Origin of the sequence: Nisaea nitritireducens (genome assembly GCF_014904795.1) — a bacterium.
GTDB classification, from domain to species: domain Bacteria; phylum Pseudomonadota; class Alphaproteobacteria; order Thalassobaculales; family Thalassobaculaceae; genus Nisaea; species Nisaea nitritireducens.
The window spans coordinates 24,314-42,919 of sequence record NZ_JACZFS010000016.1 but is presented as its reverse complement, the minus strand read 5'-3'; the positions used below and the strand labels follow the sequence as shown (position 1 = coordinate 42,919).

The following is an 18,606-nucleotide window of genomic DNA, read 5'->3' as shown; positions in this document are numbered from 1 at the left end:
CCCCGTTTTCGCCGGGGCCCGGCTCTGTTTATCCGGCCTCGCCTTCCGGCGCCTGATAGATCTCACTGCCCTTGTCGCGGAACAGCTCGGCCATGGTTTCCATTCCTTGTTTCGCCTCGTCCTTGAGCTCGTGCGAGATCCGCATGGAGCAGAATTTGGGACCGCACATGGAGCAGAAATGCACGGTCTTGTGCGCTTCCTTCGGCAATGTCTGATCATGGAAGTCCCGCGCCGTCTCCGGATCGAGCGACAGATTGAATTGATCCTCCCATCGGAAATCGAAGCGCGCCCGTGACAGCGCGTCATCCCGGCGTTGCGCACCCGGGTGGCCTTTCGCCAGATCCGCCGCGTGGGCGGCAATGCGGTAGGTGATCACCCCGGTCTTCACATCGTCCCGGTCTGGCAGGCCGAGATGCTCTTTCGGCGTTACGTAGCAAAGCATGGCACAGCCAAACCAGCCGATCATGGCTGCCCCAATGCCGCTGGTGATATGATCGTAGCCGGGCGCGATGTCCGTCGTCAGCGGGCCAAGCGTATAGAACGGTGCCTCGTCACAGACCTCCAGCTGCTTGTCCATGTTCTCCTTGATCTTGTGCATTGGCACATGGCCCGGGCCCTCGATCATCACCTGTACATCATGCTTCCAGGCGATCTCGGTGAGCTGCCCCAATGTCTCCAGCTCGGCGAACTGGGCCTTGTCGTTGGCGTCCGCGATGGAGCCCGGCCGCAATCCGTCCCCGAGCGAGAAGGAAACGTCATAGGCGGCCATGATCTCGCAGATTTCCTCGAAATTCTCGTAGAGGAAGCTCTCTTTGTGATGGGCCAGGCACCATTTCGCCATGATCGAGCCGCCGCGGCTGACGATCCCGGTGACCCGGTCCACTGTCAGAGGAATGAAGGGCAGGCGGACGCCGGCATGGATGGTGAAATAATCGACACCTTGCTCGCACTGCTCGATCAGCGTGTCGCGATAAACCTCCCAGGTCAGCGCTTCCGGAACGCCATCGACTTTCTCCAGTGCTTGATAGAGCGGCACGGTGCCGATCGGCACCGGTGAATTCCGGATGATCCATTCGCGGATATTGTGGATGTTCCTCCCGGTGGAGAGATCCATCACCGTGTCGGCGCCCCAACGGATGGCCCAGACCATCTTGTCGATCTCGTCCGCGACGGAGGATGTGACGGCGGAATTGCCGATATTGGCGTTCACCTTGACCAGGAAATTGCGTCCGATGGCCATGGGCTCGGTTTCGGGGTGGTTGATGTTCGCGGGGATGATGGCCCGGCCCCGGGCGATCTCGTCGCGCACGAATTCTGGCGTGACCACGTCCGGGATCGACGCCCCGAAATCCTCTCCGTCCCGCGCCGTCTGTTTCAGCTCCTCCCGGAGCTGGTTCTCGCGGATAGCGACGAATTCCATCTCCGCCGTCACGATACCGGCCCTTGCATAGGCAAGCTGGGTCGGACGTTTACCGCTCTTGGCGCGCAGCGGTGGCTGGACCGCGCCGAACTCCGTCACCAGATTGGCGTCGCCGACATTGCCGTTATCTTCCGGTTTCACGACGCGGCCCTGATAAGTCTCGACATCGTCGCGGGCCGTGATCCAGTTCCGGCGCAGGGCAGGTAGCCCAGCCTCGATATCGATATGGGCGTCGGCGTCCGTATAGGGGCCTGACGGATCATAGACGGTCACCGGCGGCTCACCCGCGGAAAGATGTACGGCGATTTCGCGCATCGGCACGCGGATATCGGGGTGGATGCTGCCCGGCACATAGATTTTGCGCGAGGCCGGCAATGGTCCCGTGGTGACGGCGGCGATGGGGGAGTGTTTGTTCATAAGGTGGATCCCTTGCAGTCGGTTGCACAGAGATCCGGGGAGGCTTCAGGATAAATGGGGGGCGTATGGCTGCAAGAGCAGTAACGCGTTTCCATCCCTACGCCGGCATGACCCGGATCAGGTTCGAAGGGTCGGCGCAATGCCTCTCAGCCCGTACGGGCACCCCTTGGAATACGTGAAGCCTAGGCGGGAACCATCCCGATGAAAAGGGTTAATCCAGCTCACTTTCGAAGGTTGCGAGGGTCTTGCCGAGGCGGCTGACGATTTCATCCACTTCGTCGTCGGTGACGGTGAGGGGCGGGGTCACCATCAGCCATTCGCCGTATTTGCCGTTCGCCGTGCGCCGGGAATAGAGCAGCAGGCCATGCTGCATGCCGATCTCGATCATCCGTGAGAGAGCCTGCCGGGAGGCCGGCAGGATTTCCTTCGTCTCCTTATCGCGCACGATCTCGATGGCGTTCAGCAGGCCGAGGCCGCGAACATCGCCTAGAATACCGCTTCGGGTCTGCAGATCGCGCAAGCCGGCCCGCAGGCGCTCTCCCATTTTCGTCGCATTTGTCATCAGATCGTTGTCGACCAGCTCGCTCACCACTGCATGACCGACGGCGCAGCTCAGCGGATTGGCGACATAGGTATGGCCGTGCATAAAGCCGCCCGTGCGGGTGACGGCTTCGACCATGGCGGCCGGTGCCAGCACCAGGCCGAGCGGCGTGTAGCCGGCCGCGATACCCTTGGCCAGGGTGATCATGTCCGGTTTCGCATCGGGCCAATGATCGGCGCACAGGAAAGTCCCGGTGCGCCCGGCGCCGCACATCACCTCGTCATAGATCAGCAGCACGCCATGCTTGGTGCAGATGTCCCGCACCGCTTTGTAGTAATGGTCGGGTGCAACCAACGCACCGGTGGCGAGGCCCCCGACAGGCTCCATGATGAAGGCCAGCACCGTTTCCGGGCCTTCCTCAAGGATGGCTTGTTCCAGCATCGCGGCGGCATGCCGGGCATAACTGTCGGCGTCGTGATTGTCCGGCAGCCGGTAATTGAAGGGCGCCGGCACTTTCGGCATCACTTTCATCATGCCGGAGAACAATGCTTCGGAGGCCGGGTCGCCACTGATCGCGGCGGCGCCGAGTGTGGAGCCGTGATAGCCGGGGTCGCGGCCCAGCACCTTGCAGCGCGCGGTCTCGCCCTGAGAGATGGCGTACTGTCTTGCCAGCTTGATGGCGGCTTCGTTCGCTTCAGATCCGCCAGAGCAGACGAAGACACGCTCGAAGCCGGGGCCCGCATGTTCAGAAACGAGATTGGCGAGATCGATATTGGGTTGGTTCTCGAAATGCTGCCGGCCGGCAAAACAGATTTTATGCGCCTGATCGGTCATGGCGGCGATGACGCGTTCGTTGCCGTGGCCGAGATTGGTTGCCACCGGTCCGCAGCATGCATCCAGATATTGTCTTCCCTCGGTATCCCAGATCCAGACGCCTTTGCCGTGTGAGACGGTCGGGTGTCGCTTGCTGCCTTCCGGCATGTAGAAAACGTCGATCGGCCCGCCGTGGCTGCCAAATGTTCCGCCGTTTTCGTTGGTTTCAGCCGCCACTGCCCGCTCCTGATTCTGAATGTGGATCATGCTCAGGAGCGAAGGAAATCATATTATTGTACGGTGTACAATAGAAGCTATTCGAGATTGCCGTCGCGGTGAACTTTTTGCGCCAGACCGGCGATCAGAGCGTCCGTAAACATCTCGAAGCCGGGCTCCAGCGAAGACTCGGTTCCATTCTGCCAGCGCAGTACCAGCGCCCGGTTCAGCAGCAGGTGACGTTCCGCGGCCAGGGTCGGGTAAAGCGCGGGATCGGCACCTTCAACGCTGGCCGTGAGGGACGCTTTCAGATCGCCGTCCGGATCGGGGAAGACATGGGCGAACTCCTGGGTGGCATAGCCGCACAGGCCGGTAATCACGGCATTATAGGCGGATACCAGATCCTCTCCCGCGAAACCGGCCCGGGCGAGGGTGGCAAGAATGCCTTCGACCAGTTTCAGGTCGGCGCTCGCACTGGAGACCAGATGTCCCCCGATCAGAGGGGATATGTTCGGATGCGCGCGCACCACATTCCGGTAACGCCGGAACAGGGTCTTCAGCCAGACCTGCCAGTCGGGATCCGGTTCTGGAAGCACATCGGCGAACAGGGCTGCGATCAGCCTGGCGATCAGGTGATGGCGGTTCGGGACATGCCAGTAGAGCGCGGTGGGATAGACGCCCAGAGCCTTGGCGATGTTGCGGATGGAGAAATTGTCCAGTCCCTCGCGGTCAAGCAGATCGATGGCGGCGGCGATGATGGCATCGCTGGACAGCGGCACACTCTTCGCTTTGCGTTTGGCGGGTTTCTCCCGGGCCATAGGCCTAGTCCGATAGATCAACGGGAGAGAAAGCGGTCTCGTCCGGCGGACCGCCTGCGAAGCGCCAGACCGGATTGCGGCCCGGATCACCCGGCAAGGCGATCAGGGATGAAGATACGGTGGCGAATCCGGCGCCGTTATCCAGGTTGATGGCCGAGCCGTATTCGTCTGCTGTCGCCCGTGTCCGGTCCGCCAGGAGTTTTTCCCAGTCCTGCCAGTCGTCATTGTCCGGATCCGGTGCCGTTGCGATTCGGAAGCGCGGCAAGGCCCGTCGCACCCGGGGGCTGGCCGGATCATTGACGTCGAAAGCGGTGAAAACCGAGACACCTTCGGGAACTTCGAAGACATCAATTTCGCCGTCTTCCGTTGCTTCGTTGCGGAGCCAGAAAGCCTTTTCCGCATCCGCGATCAGCATGTTGAAACTGCGATAACTGGTGCCGTCCAGCTCGCCAAGCGCCTTGGCGGCAGCCTCGGCCTCCGCATGGTCCAGTGCTTCGAGCACGATTTCGCCACGGCTGCGTTTGCCCTCCGCAGGCCCAAGCGAACCCTGTCGGTTCAGGATTCCTGCGGCTAGGCCATGATCGTTCACGCCGAGCCAGGAGCCGCGGCTCAATTCGTCGAGGCCAGCGACGATATGCGATCTGTCAGGCCAGTGGCGGGCTGGTGCCCGCCAGGACCGGGATTGCATTTCATCGCGATTGGCGGCGATCAGAACCGGCCAGAAATGACCGGGACGGCGCAAGATAACGAGGGTGCACATGGCCGAGACCCTACGCCGGGTAACAGATCACTGAAACATTTTTTGACAACCGCCTGAATTGCGGCAATCTGCCAGTTAACAGAGGATGCCGGGCCTGATAGATTGCCGCCGCATTCAAGACACTGCGCCATGCCGAGGACCGACGAGTCGGCCGGTTTGTGTTCAGTACGGGAAAGAGACGAAGGGGTACTCACCAATGTCAGGTTTCGACAAACGCCAAAAGGGCGAAGAAGCAAAGTTCGCGCACGATTCCGAACTTGGTTTCAAGGCCAGCGCTCGCCGTAACAAGCTTCTGGGCCTCTGGGTCGCCGAGGAATTCCTCGGCAAGACCGGTGACGATGCGGCTGCCTTCGCCAAGGAAGTCGTTGTGGCCGACATGGAAAAGCCGGGCGTCGACGATGTCGTCGAGTTCATTCTGAAGAGCGTCGAAGGCACCGGTGCGGATCTTTCCGAGCACCGTATCCGCCATAAGCTCGACGAGCTTATGGAAGTCGCGCTGCAGCAGATCAAGACCGAGGGCTGATAAGCACTTCGTTTCGAGCAGCAGAAAAGAAAACGGCGCCCGTTGAGGCGCCGTTTTTTATTGTCGATGTTCCAGGCGGTTCAGCTTTCGCCGAACACCCGGTTGAAGATCGTCTCCACATGCTTGGTGTGGTAGCCGAGGTCGAATAGGGATTCGAGCGCACTGGCGTCAAGAAGCGCGGTCACTGCATCGTCGGACTTCAGAAGGGTCAGGAAGTCCTTGCCTTCCAGCCAGACCGGCATCGCATTGCGCTGTACCGCCTGATAGGCGTCTTCCCGGCTCATGCCGGCCTGGGTCAGGCCGAGCAGAACGCGCTGGGAGTGAACCAGACCGCCGAGCTGGTCGAGATTGGCCTGCATGCCTTCCGGGTAGATCAGCAGTTTGTCCACCACACTGGTCAGGCGGGCGAGGGCGAAATCAAGCGTCACAGTGGAGTCCGGGCCGATCATCCGCTCGACGGAGGAGTGGGAGATGTCCCGCTCATGCCAGAGCGCGACATTCTCCATCGCCGGGACAACGGCGGAGCGGACCAGACGGGCGAGGCCGGTCAGGTTTTCGGTCAGCACCGGGTTGCGCTTGTGCGGCATGGCCGACGAGCCCTTCTGGCCCGGTGAGAAATATTCCTCTGCCTCGCGGACTTCGGTGCGCTGCAGATGCCGGATCTCGGTGGCGAGACGCTCGACGGAGCTGGCGATGACCCCGAGGGTGGCGAAGAACATTGCATGCCGGTCGCGCGGGATGACCTGGGTCGATACCGGCTCGGCAACGAGGCCGAGCTTTTTGGCCACATGCTCTTCGACGCGCGGGTCGATATTGGCGAAGGTGCCGACGGCGCCGGAAATGGCGCAGGTGGCGATTTCAGCCCGGGCAGCCTGCAGCCTGGCCCGGTTGCGGTCGAATTCGGCATAGTAACCGGCCAGCTTCACACCGAAGGTCAGCGGCTCGGCATGGATGCCGTGGCTGCGGCCGACGGTCGGGGACATCTTGTGCTCGAAAGCGCGGCGCTTGATCGCGGCCAGTAGAGCGTCGAGATCGGCCAGCAGCAGATCTGCCGCCTGGGTGAGCTGCACCGCAAGGCAGGTGTCGAGGACGTCCGAGGAGGTCATGCCCTGGTGCACGAAGCGGGCTTCGTCGCCAACATATTCGGCGAGATTGGTGAGGAAGGCGATGACATCGTGCTTGGTCTCGCGCTCGATCTCGTCGATCCGGTCGATATCGAAATTGCCGCGTTCCCAGACAGCCTTGGCGGCTTCCTTCGGGATCACGCCGAGTTCGGCCTGTGCGTCGCAGGCATGCGCCTCGATCTCGAACCAGATGCGGAATTTGTTCTCGGGCTCCCAGATCTTGACCATCTCGGGGCGGGAATAGCGCGGGATCATATGTATCCTCGGGTGACTGCTGTGTGTGTTGGTGCCGAATGCGGGATGGCAATCGGACAGGCGGGGTTTTATCATTGCCGCCGCATTGAGTCACGCTGCGGGCAAACAGTTCAGAAGAAGGTTCAAGAGGGAGCGACGCCATGAAGATCGACGGCAAGCCGCATCGCACGATCTGGCCGGCGCCGGACGGCAACGCGGTCGAGATCATCGACCAGACGAAACTGCCGCACCGGTTCGAGATTACCCGGCTGGAGACGCTGAAGGACGCGGCCCATGCAATCAAGGCGATGCTGGTACGCGGCGCGCCTTTGATCGGGGCGACGGCTGCTTACGGCATGTGGCTGGCGATGCGCGAGGATGCCTCCGATGCCGGGCTGTCGAATGCCTATGACCGGCTGTACGAGACCCGGCCCACGGCGGTTAACCTTCGCTGGGCGCTGGATGCCGCACGCACAAAGCTCTCTCCCCTGGCGCCGACCGCGCGGGCGGATGCCGCTTTTGCGCTGGCGGGCGAGATCTGCGACGAGGATGTGGAGATCAATCGCTCCATCGGTGAGGCCGGTCTTGCGGTGATCAAGGATATCCAGTCCCGCAAGAAGCCCGGCGAGACCATCAATATCCTGACCCATTGCAACGCCGGCTGGCTGGCGACGGTGGATTGGGGAACCGCGACCGCGCCGATCTATCTGGCGCACGATGGGGGCATTCCGGTGCATGTCTGGGTGGACGAGACCAGGCCGCGTAACCAGGGCGCCAGCCTGACCGCTTGGGAGCTGGGCAATCACGGCGTGCCGCATACGGTGATCGTCGACAATGCCGGTGGTCATCATATGCAGCATGGGCAGGTCGACCTGGTGATCACAGGCACGGACCGGACGACGCGCGCGGGCGATGTCTGCAACAAGATCGGCACCTATCTGAAGGCGCTGGCTGCCCACGATAATGGCGTACCGTTCTATGTCGGCCTGCCGTCACCGACCATCGACTGGACCATCGCGGACGGTGTGCGCGACATTCCGATCGAGGAACGTGATCATCGAGAGGTAACCGAGATCACCGGGCGGCTGCCTGATGGTGCGGTGGCAACGGTGACCATTACGCCGGAGAAGAGTAACGCCGCAAATCCGGCCTTCGACGTCACGCCGGCGCGGCTTGTCACCGGCCTGCTGACTGAACGGGGGCTGGCGGAAGCGAGTGAGGAGGGATTGCTGCGGCTGTTCCCGGAAATGCGTCAGGCGAACAAGGATTGATGACTGTGAAAATAGGTAAGGCTGAACGCGTCCTCCGGCAGGAAGTCATCGACACCTGCCTGAACATGAACGAGATGGGCCTGAACCAGGGCACCTCCGGGAATGTCAGCGTGCGTTGCGGGGAAGATCCGGCGGAAGGCTTCTTCATGACGCCCTCCAGCATCCGCTACGACAGGCTGACGCCGGAAGATATCGTCCGGATGGACCTGGAAGGAAACGTGGACGGCAAGCACAAGCCGTCCAGCGAATGGCGCTTTCATCTCGATATCATGCGGGCCCGTCCGGATGCGGGAGCCATCGTTCATACCCACGGCATGTTCGCGACCACGCTGGCCTGCCTGCACCGGGAGATCCCGGCCTTTCACTACATGATCGCGCTTTTCGGTGGTCCGACGATCCGCTGTGCCCCATATGCCACTTATGGCACCCAGGAATTGTCCGACCATGCGCTGACAGCGCTGGACGGGCGCAAGGCCTGCCTGCTCGGGAATCACGGCCTGATCGTGCTCGGGCCAACTCTTGAGCGCACTTTGGCTTTGACCATGGAAGCGGAAACTCTCGCGGCCATGTATTGGCGGGCATTGCAGATCGGGCAGCCGGCGATCCTTCCAGATGAAGAGATCGAAAAAGTCGCCACGAAATTCGGTGTCACCGGTTATGGTGGACGCTGATCCGGGCTCGGAAGAGGAGGGAGCGGTTCAATGATCGGTAAAGGTCTTCTGTGGGCGGCGGCCCGGCGGATTGTGCAGAATCCCGAAGTCCAGCAACGGGCAACGGATATTGCCGCGGAAGTCTATACGCGGGCGAAGCCCAAACTGGATAATGCTGGACGTCAGATCAGTGAGTCCATGCGGGACGCGGCTGCAGAGCATGACCCGATTCAGGATCCTGTAGGGTTTGTTAAGTCTCTGAAGAATAAGGCATTGCCGCCGGAGGATCGGAGCTGATCATTCTGGCTTCGGTAAAGAATGATGCGTCATGAGCTAAATAATATGGCGCGCATAATTGACATATTTATCTAAAATCCAATATAAATAACTCCTCACGATACAGGTGATGGATTATTTGACCGGTTTCCGTCAGAATACTGATTGGAGACCGGCCTGAGTGATCAGGGTTGGTTATGGCTATTGATCCGACAAGCAACTTTCCTCTGATACCGGTTCCGACCGGTCAGCGGCAGATTCCGGCCCAGCCCAGTGGCGCTGAAGGCCGGCGGAATAGTGCTGAATCCCTGGATCCGGCGACCAGCCGGTTCGCTCAGGAACTGAATGGCGTGGATCAAAACGCGGACCAACGAACCCCGCAGCGTCAGAAAGCCATCCCCCTGGAAGAGGTCAGTGCTGACCTGCCGCGTGGTTCAATCCTCGATATTACCGTCTAGGTGCAATCTACTCCGGCGCAGACGGAGCATTCAGCCAGATGCCGGAACAGAGTGTTGGGCTCGAAGGGCTTGGTAATATGCCTGCACATGCCTGCGTTACGGCATTTCTCGATCTCTTCCGCTACGGCATGCGCGGTTAGCGCGATGATCTTGAGGTCATGGTGCCTGGGATCGGCCAGTATGAGCCTGGTGGCTTCGTGACCGTCCATTACCGGCATTTGCAGGTCCATCAGCACGGCATCGATCTTGGGCGGGGCTTCGGTCAACATGATGTCGACGGCCTCTTTGCCGTGCTCGGCTGATGTCACTGTCACACCGGCGCCTTCAAGCAGGACCGTCGCGATTTCACGGTTGATCGCATTGTCTTCCACCAAAAGGACCTGAAGGCCTTCACATGCTGCGCGCCAGTCTCTTTCGCCGCCGAGCGGAATAGCACTTTCATCGGTCACCGTCGGCAACGGCAGATCTACATGAAACGTGCTGCCATGATTTGGCTGGCTCTCAACCCAGACCTCGCCATTCATTGAATGTGCGAGCTCCCGGCAGATGGCAAGCCCGAGACCTGTCCCGCCAAACTGGCGTGTTGTCGATGCATCGGCCTGATGGAAGGGGACAAAAATGCGCTCGACAATGTCCTTATCCATACCGATCCCGCTATCGGATACGGAAAATCGGACTTGGTTAATCCCGTGGATTTCAGGCAGGAAAGTCACGGCTAGCCTTACGTAACCGGTATCGGTGAATTTCACGGCGTTGCTGCAGTAATTGGTCAGAATTTGGCCGATATGGAACGGATCCCCCAGGAACTGCATGTTTTCGGTCCCATTGGAGATCACTTCAAAGGCGAGCCCTTTCTCCTCTGCGCGCGTGGCGGCAATGGAAGTAACGCTGTCCAGGACATCGCTCAGCTTGAAGGGGATTTCCTCGATGTCGAGCTGGCCCGCCTCGATCTTCGCGAAATCAAGGACGTCATTCACGACGCTGAGCAGAGCATTTGAGGAAGAGCGGACTTTGGCGACGATGTCTGCCTGTCTTTCTGTCAGTTCCGTGTCAGCCAGAATGCGGTTCAGGCCGATCACGCCATTCAGCGGGGTCCTGATTTCATGGCTCATACGGGCAAGAAAATCGGATTTCGCCTTGTCGGCAAGTTCGGCGCGGCTCTTTTCTTTCCGCATTTCAGCTTCTGCGCGCTCCGTTTCACGCAACTGAGCGTTCAGCTCGGACGTTCTTTCTTCGACCCGTGTTTCCAGCTCTTCGTTGGTCGACCGCAGCAAAGCCTCAAGTCGTTTTTCGTCAGTGACATCCCGGTAGGTCGCCACGAAACCGTTTTCGATAGGGCGGCGATTTACTTCGATGATCATTCCGTTTTTGCGCTGCCGGATGGAAGTATACGACTCCGGGCCGGCTGCTGCGGTGGCGTGCCGTTCGACAATCTCATCAATGTCGCCTTCGCCAAATTCGCCCATCCCGGCCTGGTATCGCAGGAACTCGGTAAAGTGGCGGCCGGGTTGGTTAAAATGATGCGGTACCGCCATCAGATTGAACGCCTGCGGATTTGCGGCGACCAGATTCAGCTCCCTGTCGAACAGGGAGATACCGTAATCCAAAGTCTCCAGGATGGTTTCGAGAGCCGAGGATTTCTCGACAAGCTCCTCGTTGTTTGCCCGCAAGAGGGCTTCCAGTTGTTTCTGCTCGGTCACATCGACATAGGTGGCCACGAAGCCGTTCTCTACCGGGCGGCTCCAGATCTCGTAGATCTTCCCGTTTGACTGCTCTCGGGTGTAGCGGAGGTGGTCAAACCTTTGCGCAAGATCGACCCGCTCCTGTACCAGTTTCTCTATATCGCCCGGACCGTATTCACCACGCTCGGCCAGGACCCTGGCGAGAGCCCCGAACGGTGTGCCCGGACGGTTCAGGTCCTGGGGGATACGCATCATGTCGAAGGCAAGACGGTTCGCCGCGACCAGATGCAGGTTACGATCGAACAAGGTGATGCCGTAGTTGACCGCTTCGAGGGTGGTTTCGAGCGCTTCGGTCTGGGCCGAGAGATCAGTCTCTCGTTTCTGAAGCTGCGCTGTGCGCTCCAGAACCAGCTCGTCCAGGCGCTCGTTTGATTGTTCAAGCGCCTTTTGGGATTTCCGCAGCTCTGTAATGTCATCGTAGGTGGTCACGAAGCCGCCACCGTCGACGGGCGTGCGGGTGATGCGCAGGATGGTTCCATCCGGCCGCTCGGGCTCGAAGCTATGTGCTTCTGTCTGGCGCACCATTGCGAGCCGCTCATTCACGAGGTCTTCGATCCGCCCGGGACCGTACTCGCCGCGCTCCGCATTAATCCTGAAAAACGCGGCAATTGGTGTGCCCGGGATGCCCAGATCGTGTGGAAAGCCAAGCATATCCAGATAACGCCGGTTACAGACGACCAGGTTGAGGTCCTGGTCGAAGTAAGTGAGACCCTGGCTCACATTTTCGATCACGGACGAAAATATGTCCTGGTCCGTAATATTTGGTTTCATAGTGCTGGCCGGGTCTTTCATCAAGATGACGCTTTGTGAGGCAAAGCGGAGTGTATGACGAGTATGTTAATACTTGGTTGCGCAAGCCCGGGCGTTTAGGAAGCATATTCTTCAATGAGCGCTGTGTAATGGGTTTGCAGGTTGCGCGTCATTGGTCCGGGAAACCCGCCGGAGCCGATCGGTTTGCCATCGATCTCTGCGACGGGTGTAAGGCCACCAAAGGAGCCGGTCAGAAAGGCCTCGTCGGCGCCGTGGCACTCCACGAGCGAGAAGTTCTTGGCAAAGATGGGGATATCGTTTTGCCGGCACAGGTCGATGACCTTCTGCCGGGTGACGCCGTTCATGCAGTAGTCGCCTGTGGAGGTCCAGACTTCCCCGCGTCTGACGATGAAGAAATTGCAGGCATTCGTCGTGTTGACGAAGCCGTGTGGGTCAAGCATCAGCCCTTCATGGGCCCCGGCCTGTTCGGCCTGCAGGCAGGCGATCACGCAGTTCAGCTTTGAGTGTGAATTCAGTTTAGGGTCCTGGGAGTGCGGCAGTCCTCTGACCTGGGGAACAGTGGCCAGCCGGATTCCGCGCTGGTGCAAGGCACTGGCCGGTTTCGAATGCTCCAGGATGATCACGATTGTCGGCCCGCTGCGGGAGAGGGACGGGTGCTGGAATGGCCGCGCCTTGATCCCGCGTGTGATCATCAGGCGGCAATGCACATCGGTCCGCATCTGATTGGCGGCAGCGGTGTCATCCATGGCGGCGCGGATGCCGGCGCGGTCCATGCCGATATCGAGGGAGACTGCCTTGCAGCTTTCGAAAAGCCGGTCCATGTGTTCTTCGAAGAACACCCATTTGCCATTGTGCAGCCGCATTCCCTCCCACATGCCGTCACCCAGCATGAAGCCGGAATCGTAAACGGAAACAACAGCATGGGCGCGTGGAACCAGATCTCCGTTTATGTATATCTTGATGTTCTGGTTGCGCGGGTCGTCTTCCGCATCGTGCGTGGTCTTGCGTTCATCCGTGCCGTTGTTATGCATGAAATCCTCGTATCCGATGTTGCCGGGAGGAAGTGTGTCGTGCTGACGGACTGATGACAATTCAATGCGGCTGTCCTGCTATGCGGATGATTGACCATGACCATGGCGTCATGTCACTGACATCGGCGAAAGTCTCGTTTACGGAGTCTGCCGCGTGACCGCCGAAGCCAAGTCTCCTGCTTTTTCTCCTTCCCGCGCGCTGCTGCTTACCGGCTGGCTGTTTGCTTCGGTATTCTTCCTCTATGCCTTCGTGCTCCGGGTATCGCCGTCCGTGATGGTCGACGACCTGATGCGGGAGTTCGCGGTCGGCGGCGCGATTCTCGGCAACCTCTCCGCCGTCTATTTCTATGTCTATGCCAGCATCCAGGTTCCGATCGGTGTGGCTATCGATCGGCTCGGTGCACGCCGCCTTGCGACCGGAGCCGCGGCGATCTGTACCATCGGTGTTCTTGTGTTTGCCGGGGCCGATACGCTCTGGATGGCATATTTCGGACGGTTTCTGATCGGCCTCGGCTGCGCGTGCAGCTTTGTCGCCGCGCTGTCGGTGGCGGCCATCTGGTTTCCGGGACGTTTTGCCCTGTTGGGTGGCCTCGCGCAGATGCTTGGCGTGCTTGGCGGCGTATTGGGGCAGGGGCCGTTCGGCTATGCTGTGGAGCAGATCGGCTGGCGCGAGACGAACTGGTGGGTCGCGATGGGCGGTGTCGTTCTGACAATTTGCCTGTTCCTCACGGTCCGGGACAAACCTTCTGGCGGGACGGAACCGGCCCGGCCGCTTCTGGAGGGTGTGAAGCGCGCGCTCAGCAACTCCCAGACCTGGCTGGCGGCAGCATTCGGCGTGGGCATGACTGGCTCCATGCTGGCATTCGGTGGCCTATGGGGCGTGCCGTTCTTCATGGAGGCGCGCGGTCTGGCGAAACCCGAGGCCGCGGCGTTGGCGTCCGTCATGTTTTTCGGCTGGGGTGTCGGCGCTCCGCTCAGCGGCTGGCTCTCCGACAAACTTGGCAAGCGGCGCCCGTTCATGGTGCTGGGAGGCCTGTTGGCAACGGCAGGCATCACGCTGACCATCCTGTTTCCGGCGATGCCGCTGCCGCTGCTGCAGGCGGTTCTGGTGATGCAGGGCTTCGGCTCTTCCACCATGGTGTTGAGCTTCGCCGTGGCGCGGGAGCACAACCCGCCGTGGGCCAATAGCGCGACTCTTGGGATTATCAACAGTTTCGTGGTCGGCAGCGGTGCGGTGCTCCAGCCCGCCATCGGCTACCTGCTGGATTTTGCCTGGGACGGCCGCATGGTGAATGGAGCGCGTGTCTATTCCCTCGATACGTTCGGCTTCGCGCTTCAGGTGCTGCCCTGGTGCTGTCTTGCCGGCGTCGTGGCGGCCTGCTTTATCCGGGAAGTCAGGGACCGATGACATCGGTCGCGGCCGCCCTGACGGCAGTTCCATGAACGTCTGATAAGCGAAGAATGGGCCTTCGCTGACCCTCATTCCCTCATATCAGGCCTTGCGCCTTGAAACTGGTATGCGCGGCCCGGCCGACGATGATGTGGTCGTGCAGCACAATGCCGAGCGCTGACGCTGCCCGCTGGATCTGGCCGGTCATGTCGATATCCGCCTTAGACGGCGTGGTGTCGCCACTTGGATGGTTATGCACAAGGATCAGCGCAGTCGCGCCGAGATCGAGCGCGCGTGCCACCACTTCACGCGGATAGACAGGTGTGTGGTCGACCGTGCCTTCCTGCTGCACCTCGTCGGCGATAATCCGGTTTTTCTTGTCGAGGAAGAGCACACGAAACTGTTCGCGTTTCGAGAATCCCATCGCCGCCCGGCAATAGGCAATCAGCTGATCCCAGGAGGAGACGACGGCGCGTTCCTGGACCTCCTCCCGCATCAGCCTCACAGCGGCGGCACGGACACTTGTCAGGGCAATCGCCGTGCTCTCCCCGACGCCGCGGACTTTCATCAGGTCTTCCGCCGGCGCGGAGATGGTTTCGGCAAAGCTGCCAAACCGTTCCAGCAGGGACTTGGCGAGAGGCTTTACATCCCCGCGCGGGCGGGACTGGAACAGCACCAGCTCTAGCAGCTCATAATCCGCGATAGTGTCCGGGCCGGATTTCAGAAAACGTTCCCGGAGCCGGCGCCGGTGTCCGGAATTGAAATCCGGACTCACTAGGTCCCGTGGCACGGATGCAGCCTCCCCTTCGATCAATCACTGAAAGGATCATGGAAGGGGCGGGAGTGTTTTTCCGGTGCGGGAGAAAATCAGTCCGCGTAGGGCGGCTTGTTATAGCCCTTTGGGGACTCCGTGAAGATCTCGCAGCCATCTGCCGTCACGCCGATCGAATGCTCGAACTGGGCGGAGAGGGAGCGGTCGCGGGTCACGGCGGTCCAGCCGTCGGGCAGGATCTTCACGGCGTATTTGCCGTCATTGATCATCGGCTCGATGGTGAAGAACATGCCTTCCTGCAGGACCGGGCCGGTGCCTTTCTCGCCATAGTGCAGCACGCTCGGCGCGGCATGGAAGGTGCGGCCGAGGCCATGGCCGCAGAAATCGCGCACCACGGAGCAGCGTTCGCCCTCGGCATAGGTCTGGATCGCGTAACCGATGTCACCGAGCGTTGCACCCGGCTTCACCACGGCAATGCCGCGCATCAGGCTTTCGTAGGTGATGTCCATCAGCCGGCGCGCCTTCACGCCGACCTTGCCGACGCCAAACATCCGGCTGGTGTCGCCGTGCCAGCCGTTCAGGATGACGGTGACGTCGATATTCAGGATATCGCCGTTCTCCAGCTTCCGGGGGCCGGGGATGCCGTGACAGACGACATGGTTGATCGATGTGCAGATCGACTTCGGAAAGCCTTTGTATCCGAGAGGCGCCGGGGTTGCCCCATGCTCCAGAATGAACTCATGGGAAAGCCGGTCCAGCTCCTCGGTGGTGATGCCCGGTTTCACATAGGGCGTCAGATAATCGAGGGTCTCCGCAGCCAGGCGTCCGGCCTGGCGCATGCCCTGAAAGTCAAGCGGGCCATGCAGCTTGATGGAGCGGTAATTCTCATCCTGGGCGAGTGACGGGTCTTGCATGCTGTTCCAAGGTGCGCGGCGCGGGCCGGGCAATGTCAGTAAATGTGTTTGCCATAAATGCGACCCGAGGGCGCGAGCGTCAAGTCAATCCAGCCCGAAAGGGGCCGTCAGGGCCAGACAATGGGAAGCTGGCGGCGGACGGTAATAGACTCTGTGGTGATCGATGTGTCGTAGCAGATCGCCTCCACACCGGCTTTTCGGGCGGCCCTCAGAGCCTCGGCGTAGCCCGGGTCGATATCCTCGGCGAGGCAGAACCGGTCGCAATCCATGCGCTGCACCAGATAGACCATGACGGCCCGGTTGCCCCTGGCTACCTCGTTGCCGAGTTCCACCAGATGCTTGGCCCCGCGCTTGGTCACCGCGTCGGGAAATTCGGCGGCACCCGGGTTCGGGCCGTCGTCGCGCTTAAGGTGCACGTTCTTGACCTCGGCGTAGCAAATGCCTTTTTCCGGATCCTCGAGATAGAGGTCGATCCGAGAATTCTCACCGTATTTGACTTCACGCCGGAGGCTTTCATACCCGGCGAGCTCTGTAATCGTGCCGTCCCGCACCGCCTCTTCGACGATCGCATTCGGATGGCCGGTATGAATGCCGACAAGGCCGCCGGAGGTTTCGATCAGCTCGAACGTATGGGCGAGCTTGCGCTTCGGGTTGTCCGATTTCGAAAGCCAGACACGGGAGCCCGGGTCCTTCAGGCCAATCATGCCGCCCGGATTGGGGCAATGGGCGGTTACCTCGGTTCCGTCCGCCAGCCGGACATCGGCCAGAAAGCGTTTGTAGCGCTGGATCAGCGTGCCTTCGTAAAGCGGCGACGGAAGTTGCATAGGGGCGTCCGTTGTTTCATGGTTCCGGGGCATTAAATTCCTGATCCGTCATAGCAATCCCGGTCCATCATGTCAGACGAAACTGTCACTGCCGCCTTCCTCATCATCGGTAACGAAATCCTGTCCGGACGCACCAAGGACAAGAATCTCGGTTTCTTGGCCGAGAAACTCACCGAAACCGGTATCCGGCTTTCCGAAGTCCGCGTGGTCCGGGACGAGGAGGGGGAAATCGTCACCGCGGTCCGTGCGCTCTCGGAGGCCTATACCTATGTCTTTACCTCCGGCGGCATCGGCCCGACCCATGACGATATCACCTGCGCCTCCGTCGCGGCGGCGTTCAACAAGCCGGTGATTCGTAATCCCGAGGCGATGCGTCGGATGGCCGTGCATTACGAGACAACCGGGCGGGAATTCAACGAGGCACGAAAGAAAATGGCGGAAACCCCGGAAGGGGCCACGCTGATCGACAATCCGGTCTCCACCGCGCCGGGATTTATCATCGGCAATGTGCATGTCATGGCCGGCGTGCCGAGTGTGTTCCAGGCGATGGTGCTGGAATTGCTGCCGTTGTTGAAGCACGGCACCAAAGTGAAGTCCCGTTCCGTTAGCAGCAATATCGGGGAGGGGACGGTCGCCGCAGGGCTGGGCGCGATTCAGGAACGCTTTCCGGATGTCGAGATCGGCAGCTATCCCTATTACCGGGCCGGCGGATTCGGCACCACTCTGGTGGCACGGGGCACGGACGAAGTGCTGCTGGAGGAAGTCGCGGACGCGATCCGGCAGATGATCAAAGAACTCGGCGGCGAGCCGTTCGAAGCGCGCCCCGAAGACAGTGAGAAGCCAGAAGTCATGGAGGACAAAAAGAATGCCGGTTGAAATCGGCCGTAAGGAACGGGGCACGGGCGTAGTCGTCACCATCACCTGGGACAACTGCCAGAAGCTCAACATCGTCAATTCAGCCGCGATCGAAGAGCTGACAGCAGCGATCGCGGGGCTTGAGGAGGACGACAGCGTTCGCGCCGTGATCCTTCGCGGGGCCGGGAAAAAAGCCTTTATCGGCGGCGCCGACATCAACGAGATGGCGGCTTGCGATGCTGAGAGCGCGGAGGCCTTCATTTCCGGCTTGCACGGCCTGATGAAGGCGATCCGCGAATGCCGTGTGCCGGTGATCGCTGCCATTGACGGCTACTGTCTGGGGGCGGGCATGGAAGTCGCGGCAGCCTGCGATATCCGGATCGCCGGAGAGGATGCAAAGTTCGGCATGCCCGAGGTGAAGGTCGGCATCCCGTCCGTGATCGAGGCGGCCCTGCTGCCGCGCCTGATCGGTTGGGGCAAGGCGTCGTACCTGATTTATACAGGCGCCACGATCGACGTCCGGACGGCCCGTGACTGGGGCTTCATCGAGCGCATGGTGACGTCCGACTCGCTGTTCGAGATCGCCGAGGATATGGCAACGGAAATCGCCAAAGCCGGCCCGGCGGCGATCCGCATCCAGAAGCAGTTGCTGAAGGTGTGGGAAGAGGAGCCGCTGGAAGAGGGGATCGAGGCCGGTATCGAGGCTTTCGCCGCTGCTTATGAGACTGGTGAGCCGCAAGCCATGATGCAGGCCTTTCTGGCCAAGAAAAAGGGCGCGGCCTGAGC

At 60.6% G+C, this 18,606-nt stretch carries 18 protein-coding genes and 1 riboswitch; of the genes, 8 read left to right on the top strand and 10 right to left on the bottom strand.

The genetic code is table 11. The features are described from left to right. Nucleotides 1-28 precede the first annotated feature (28 nt). The 4 genes from thiC to IG629_RS05880 form a co-directional block, all read right to left on the bottom strand. The gene (gene thiC, locus IG629_RS05895) at nucleotides 29-1,837 is read right to left on the bottom strand and encodes a phosphomethylpyrimidine synthase ThiC (protein ID WP_193171047.1); all 1,809 of its coding nucleotides are present in this window, start codon (nucleotides 1,835-1,837) and stop codon (nucleotides 29-31) included. Between the two features lie 77 nt (nucleotides 1,838-1,914). Next, nucleotides 1,915-2,014, bottom strand: a riboswitch (TPP riboswitch). Nucleotides 2,015-2,048: 34 nt separating this feature from the next. Continuing rightward, nucleotides 2,049-3,428, bottom strand: coding sequence for an aminotransferase family protein (locus tag IG629_RS05890; protein ID WP_319025021.1), 1,380 nt, complete (start codon nucleotides 3,426-3,428; stop codon nucleotides 2,049-2,051). A 77-nt stretch (nucleotides 3,429-3,505) separates the two neighbouring features. Further along, nucleotides 3,506-4,225, bottom strand: a complete 720-nt coding sequence (locus IG629_RS05885) for a TetR/AcrR family transcriptional regulator (protein ID WP_193171045.1) — start codon at nucleotides 4,223-4,225, stop codon at nucleotides 3,506-3,508. Between the two features lie 4 nt (nucleotides 4,226-4,229). Continuing rightward, on the bottom strand, nucleotides 4,230-4,985 hold the full coding sequence (locus tag IG629_RS05880) for an NRDE family protein (RefSeq protein ID WP_193171044.1): 756 nt from the start codon (nucleotides 4,983-4,985) through the stop codon (nucleotides 4,230-4,232). A gap of 196 nt (nucleotides 4,986-5,181) precedes the next feature. On the opposite strand from IG629_RS05880, the gene IG629_RS05875 reads away from it, so the two are divergent. Beyond that, a complete protein-coding gene (locus tag IG629_RS05875) occupies nucleotides 5,182-5,508 on the top strand; it encodes a DUF1476 domain-containing protein (RefSeq protein WP_193171043.1) in 327 nt (108 codons plus the stop codon). 80 nt (nucleotides 5,509-5,588) lie between these two features. Here the strand turns inward: IG629_RS05875 and purB are convergent, their stop codons facing one another. Beyond that, nucleotides 5,589-6,887 carry an adenylosuccinate lyase gene (gene purB, locus IG629_RS05870; RefSeq protein WP_193171042.1) on the bottom strand — a complete coding sequence of 433 codons (1,299 nt, stop codon included), beginning with the start codon at nucleotides 6,885-6,887 and terminating at the stop codon, nucleotides 5,589-5,591. Nucleotides 6,888-7,027: 140 nt separating this feature from the next. Between purB and mtnA the strand changes: the two genes are divergently transcribed. From mtnA to IG629_RS05850, 4 genes are all read left to right on the top strand, one after another. Beyond that, entirely contained in the window at nucleotides 7,028-8,137 is a 1,110-nt protein-coding gene (gene mtnA / locus IG629_RS05865) for an S-methyl-5-thioribose-1-phosphate isomerase (protein WP_193171041.1), read from the top strand. Beyond that, a complete protein-coding gene (locus tag IG629_RS05860) occupies nucleotides 8,137-8,808 on the top strand; it encodes a class II aldolase/adducin family protein (RefSeq protein ID WP_193171040.1) in 672 nt (223 codons plus the stop codon). The genes mtnA and IG629_RS05860 overlap by 1 nt, the downstream gene beginning before the upstream one ends. Before the next feature lie 30 nt (nucleotides 8,809-8,838). Continuing rightward, nucleotides 8,839-9,084, top strand: coding sequence for a hypothetical protein (locus IG629_RS05855; protein WP_193171039.1), 246 nt, complete (start codon nucleotides 8,839-8,841; stop codon nucleotides 9,082-9,084). Between the two features lie 176 nt (nucleotides 9,085-9,260). Further along, complete coding sequence (locus IG629_RS05850; protein ID WP_193171038.1) at nucleotides 9,261-9,521, top strand: hypothetical protein; 261 nt, start codon at nucleotides 9,261-9,263, stop codon at nucleotides 9,519-9,521. On the opposite strand, the gene IG629_RS05845 is transcribed toward IG629_RS05850, so the two are convergent. Next, entirely contained in the window at nucleotides 9,518-11,995 is a 2,478-nt protein-coding gene (locus IG629_RS05845; protein ID WP_193171037.1) for a PAS-domain containing protein, read from the bottom strand. The genes IG629_RS05850 and IG629_RS05845 overlap by 4 nt on opposite strands. A 134-nt stretch (nucleotides 11,996-12,129) precedes the next feature. Then, entirely contained in the window at nucleotides 12,130-13,125 is a 996-nt protein-coding gene (locus tag IG629_RS05840) for an aminotransferase class IV (RefSeq protein WP_226886489.1), read from the bottom strand. A 94-nt stretch (nucleotides 13,126-13,219) separates the two neighbouring features. On the opposite strand from IG629_RS05840, the gene IG629_RS05835 reads away from it, so the two are divergent. Next, nucleotides 13,220-14,473 (top strand): MFS transporter, encoded by a 1,254-nt coding sequence (locus tag IG629_RS05835; RefSeq protein WP_193171036.1) that lies wholly within the window; start codon nucleotides 13,220-13,222, stop codon nucleotides 14,471-14,473. Nucleotides 14,474-14,552: 79 nt separating this feature from the next. Here IG629_RS05835 and radC read toward each other — a convergent pair whose 3' ends face one another. The 3 genes from radC to sfsA all read right to left on the bottom strand — a co-directional run bounded on the left by radC (nucleotide 14,553) and on the right by sfsA (nucleotide 16,965). Then, complete coding sequence (gene radC / locus IG629_RS05830; RefSeq protein ID WP_319025020.1) at nucleotides 14,553-15,245, bottom strand: RadC family protein; 693 nt, start codon at nucleotides 15,243-15,245, stop codon at nucleotides 14,553-14,555. Nucleotides 15,246-15,322: 77 nt separating this feature from the next. Next, the gene (gene map / locus IG629_RS05825; protein ID WP_193171034.1) at nucleotides 15,323-16,141 is read right to left on the bottom strand and encodes a type I methionyl aminopeptidase; all 819 of its coding nucleotides are present in this window, start codon (nucleotides 16,139-16,141) and stop codon (nucleotides 15,323-15,325) included. Between the two features lie 107 nt (nucleotides 16,142-16,248). After that, nucleotides 16,249-16,965, bottom strand: coding sequence for a DNA/RNA nuclease SfsA (gene sfsA / locus IG629_RS05820; RefSeq protein WP_193171033.1), 717 nt, complete (start codon nucleotides 16,963-16,965; stop codon nucleotides 16,249-16,251). A gap of 69 nt (nucleotides 16,966-17,034) precedes the next feature. Between sfsA and IG629_RS05815 the strand changes: the two genes are divergently transcribed. Beyond that, nucleotides 17,035-17,841, top strand: a complete 807-nt coding sequence (locus IG629_RS05815; protein WP_193171032.1) for a competence/damage-inducible protein A — start codon at nucleotides 17,035-17,037, stop codon at nucleotides 17,839-17,841. Next, nucleotides 17,831-18,604, top strand: a complete 774-nt coding sequence (locus IG629_RS05810; protein ID WP_193171031.1) for an enoyl-CoA hydratase — start codon at nucleotides 17,831-17,833, stop codon at nucleotides 18,602-18,604. The genes IG629_RS05815 and IG629_RS05810 overlap by 11 nt, the downstream gene beginning before the upstream one ends. Nucleotides 18,605-18,606: the final 2 nt, after the last annotated feature.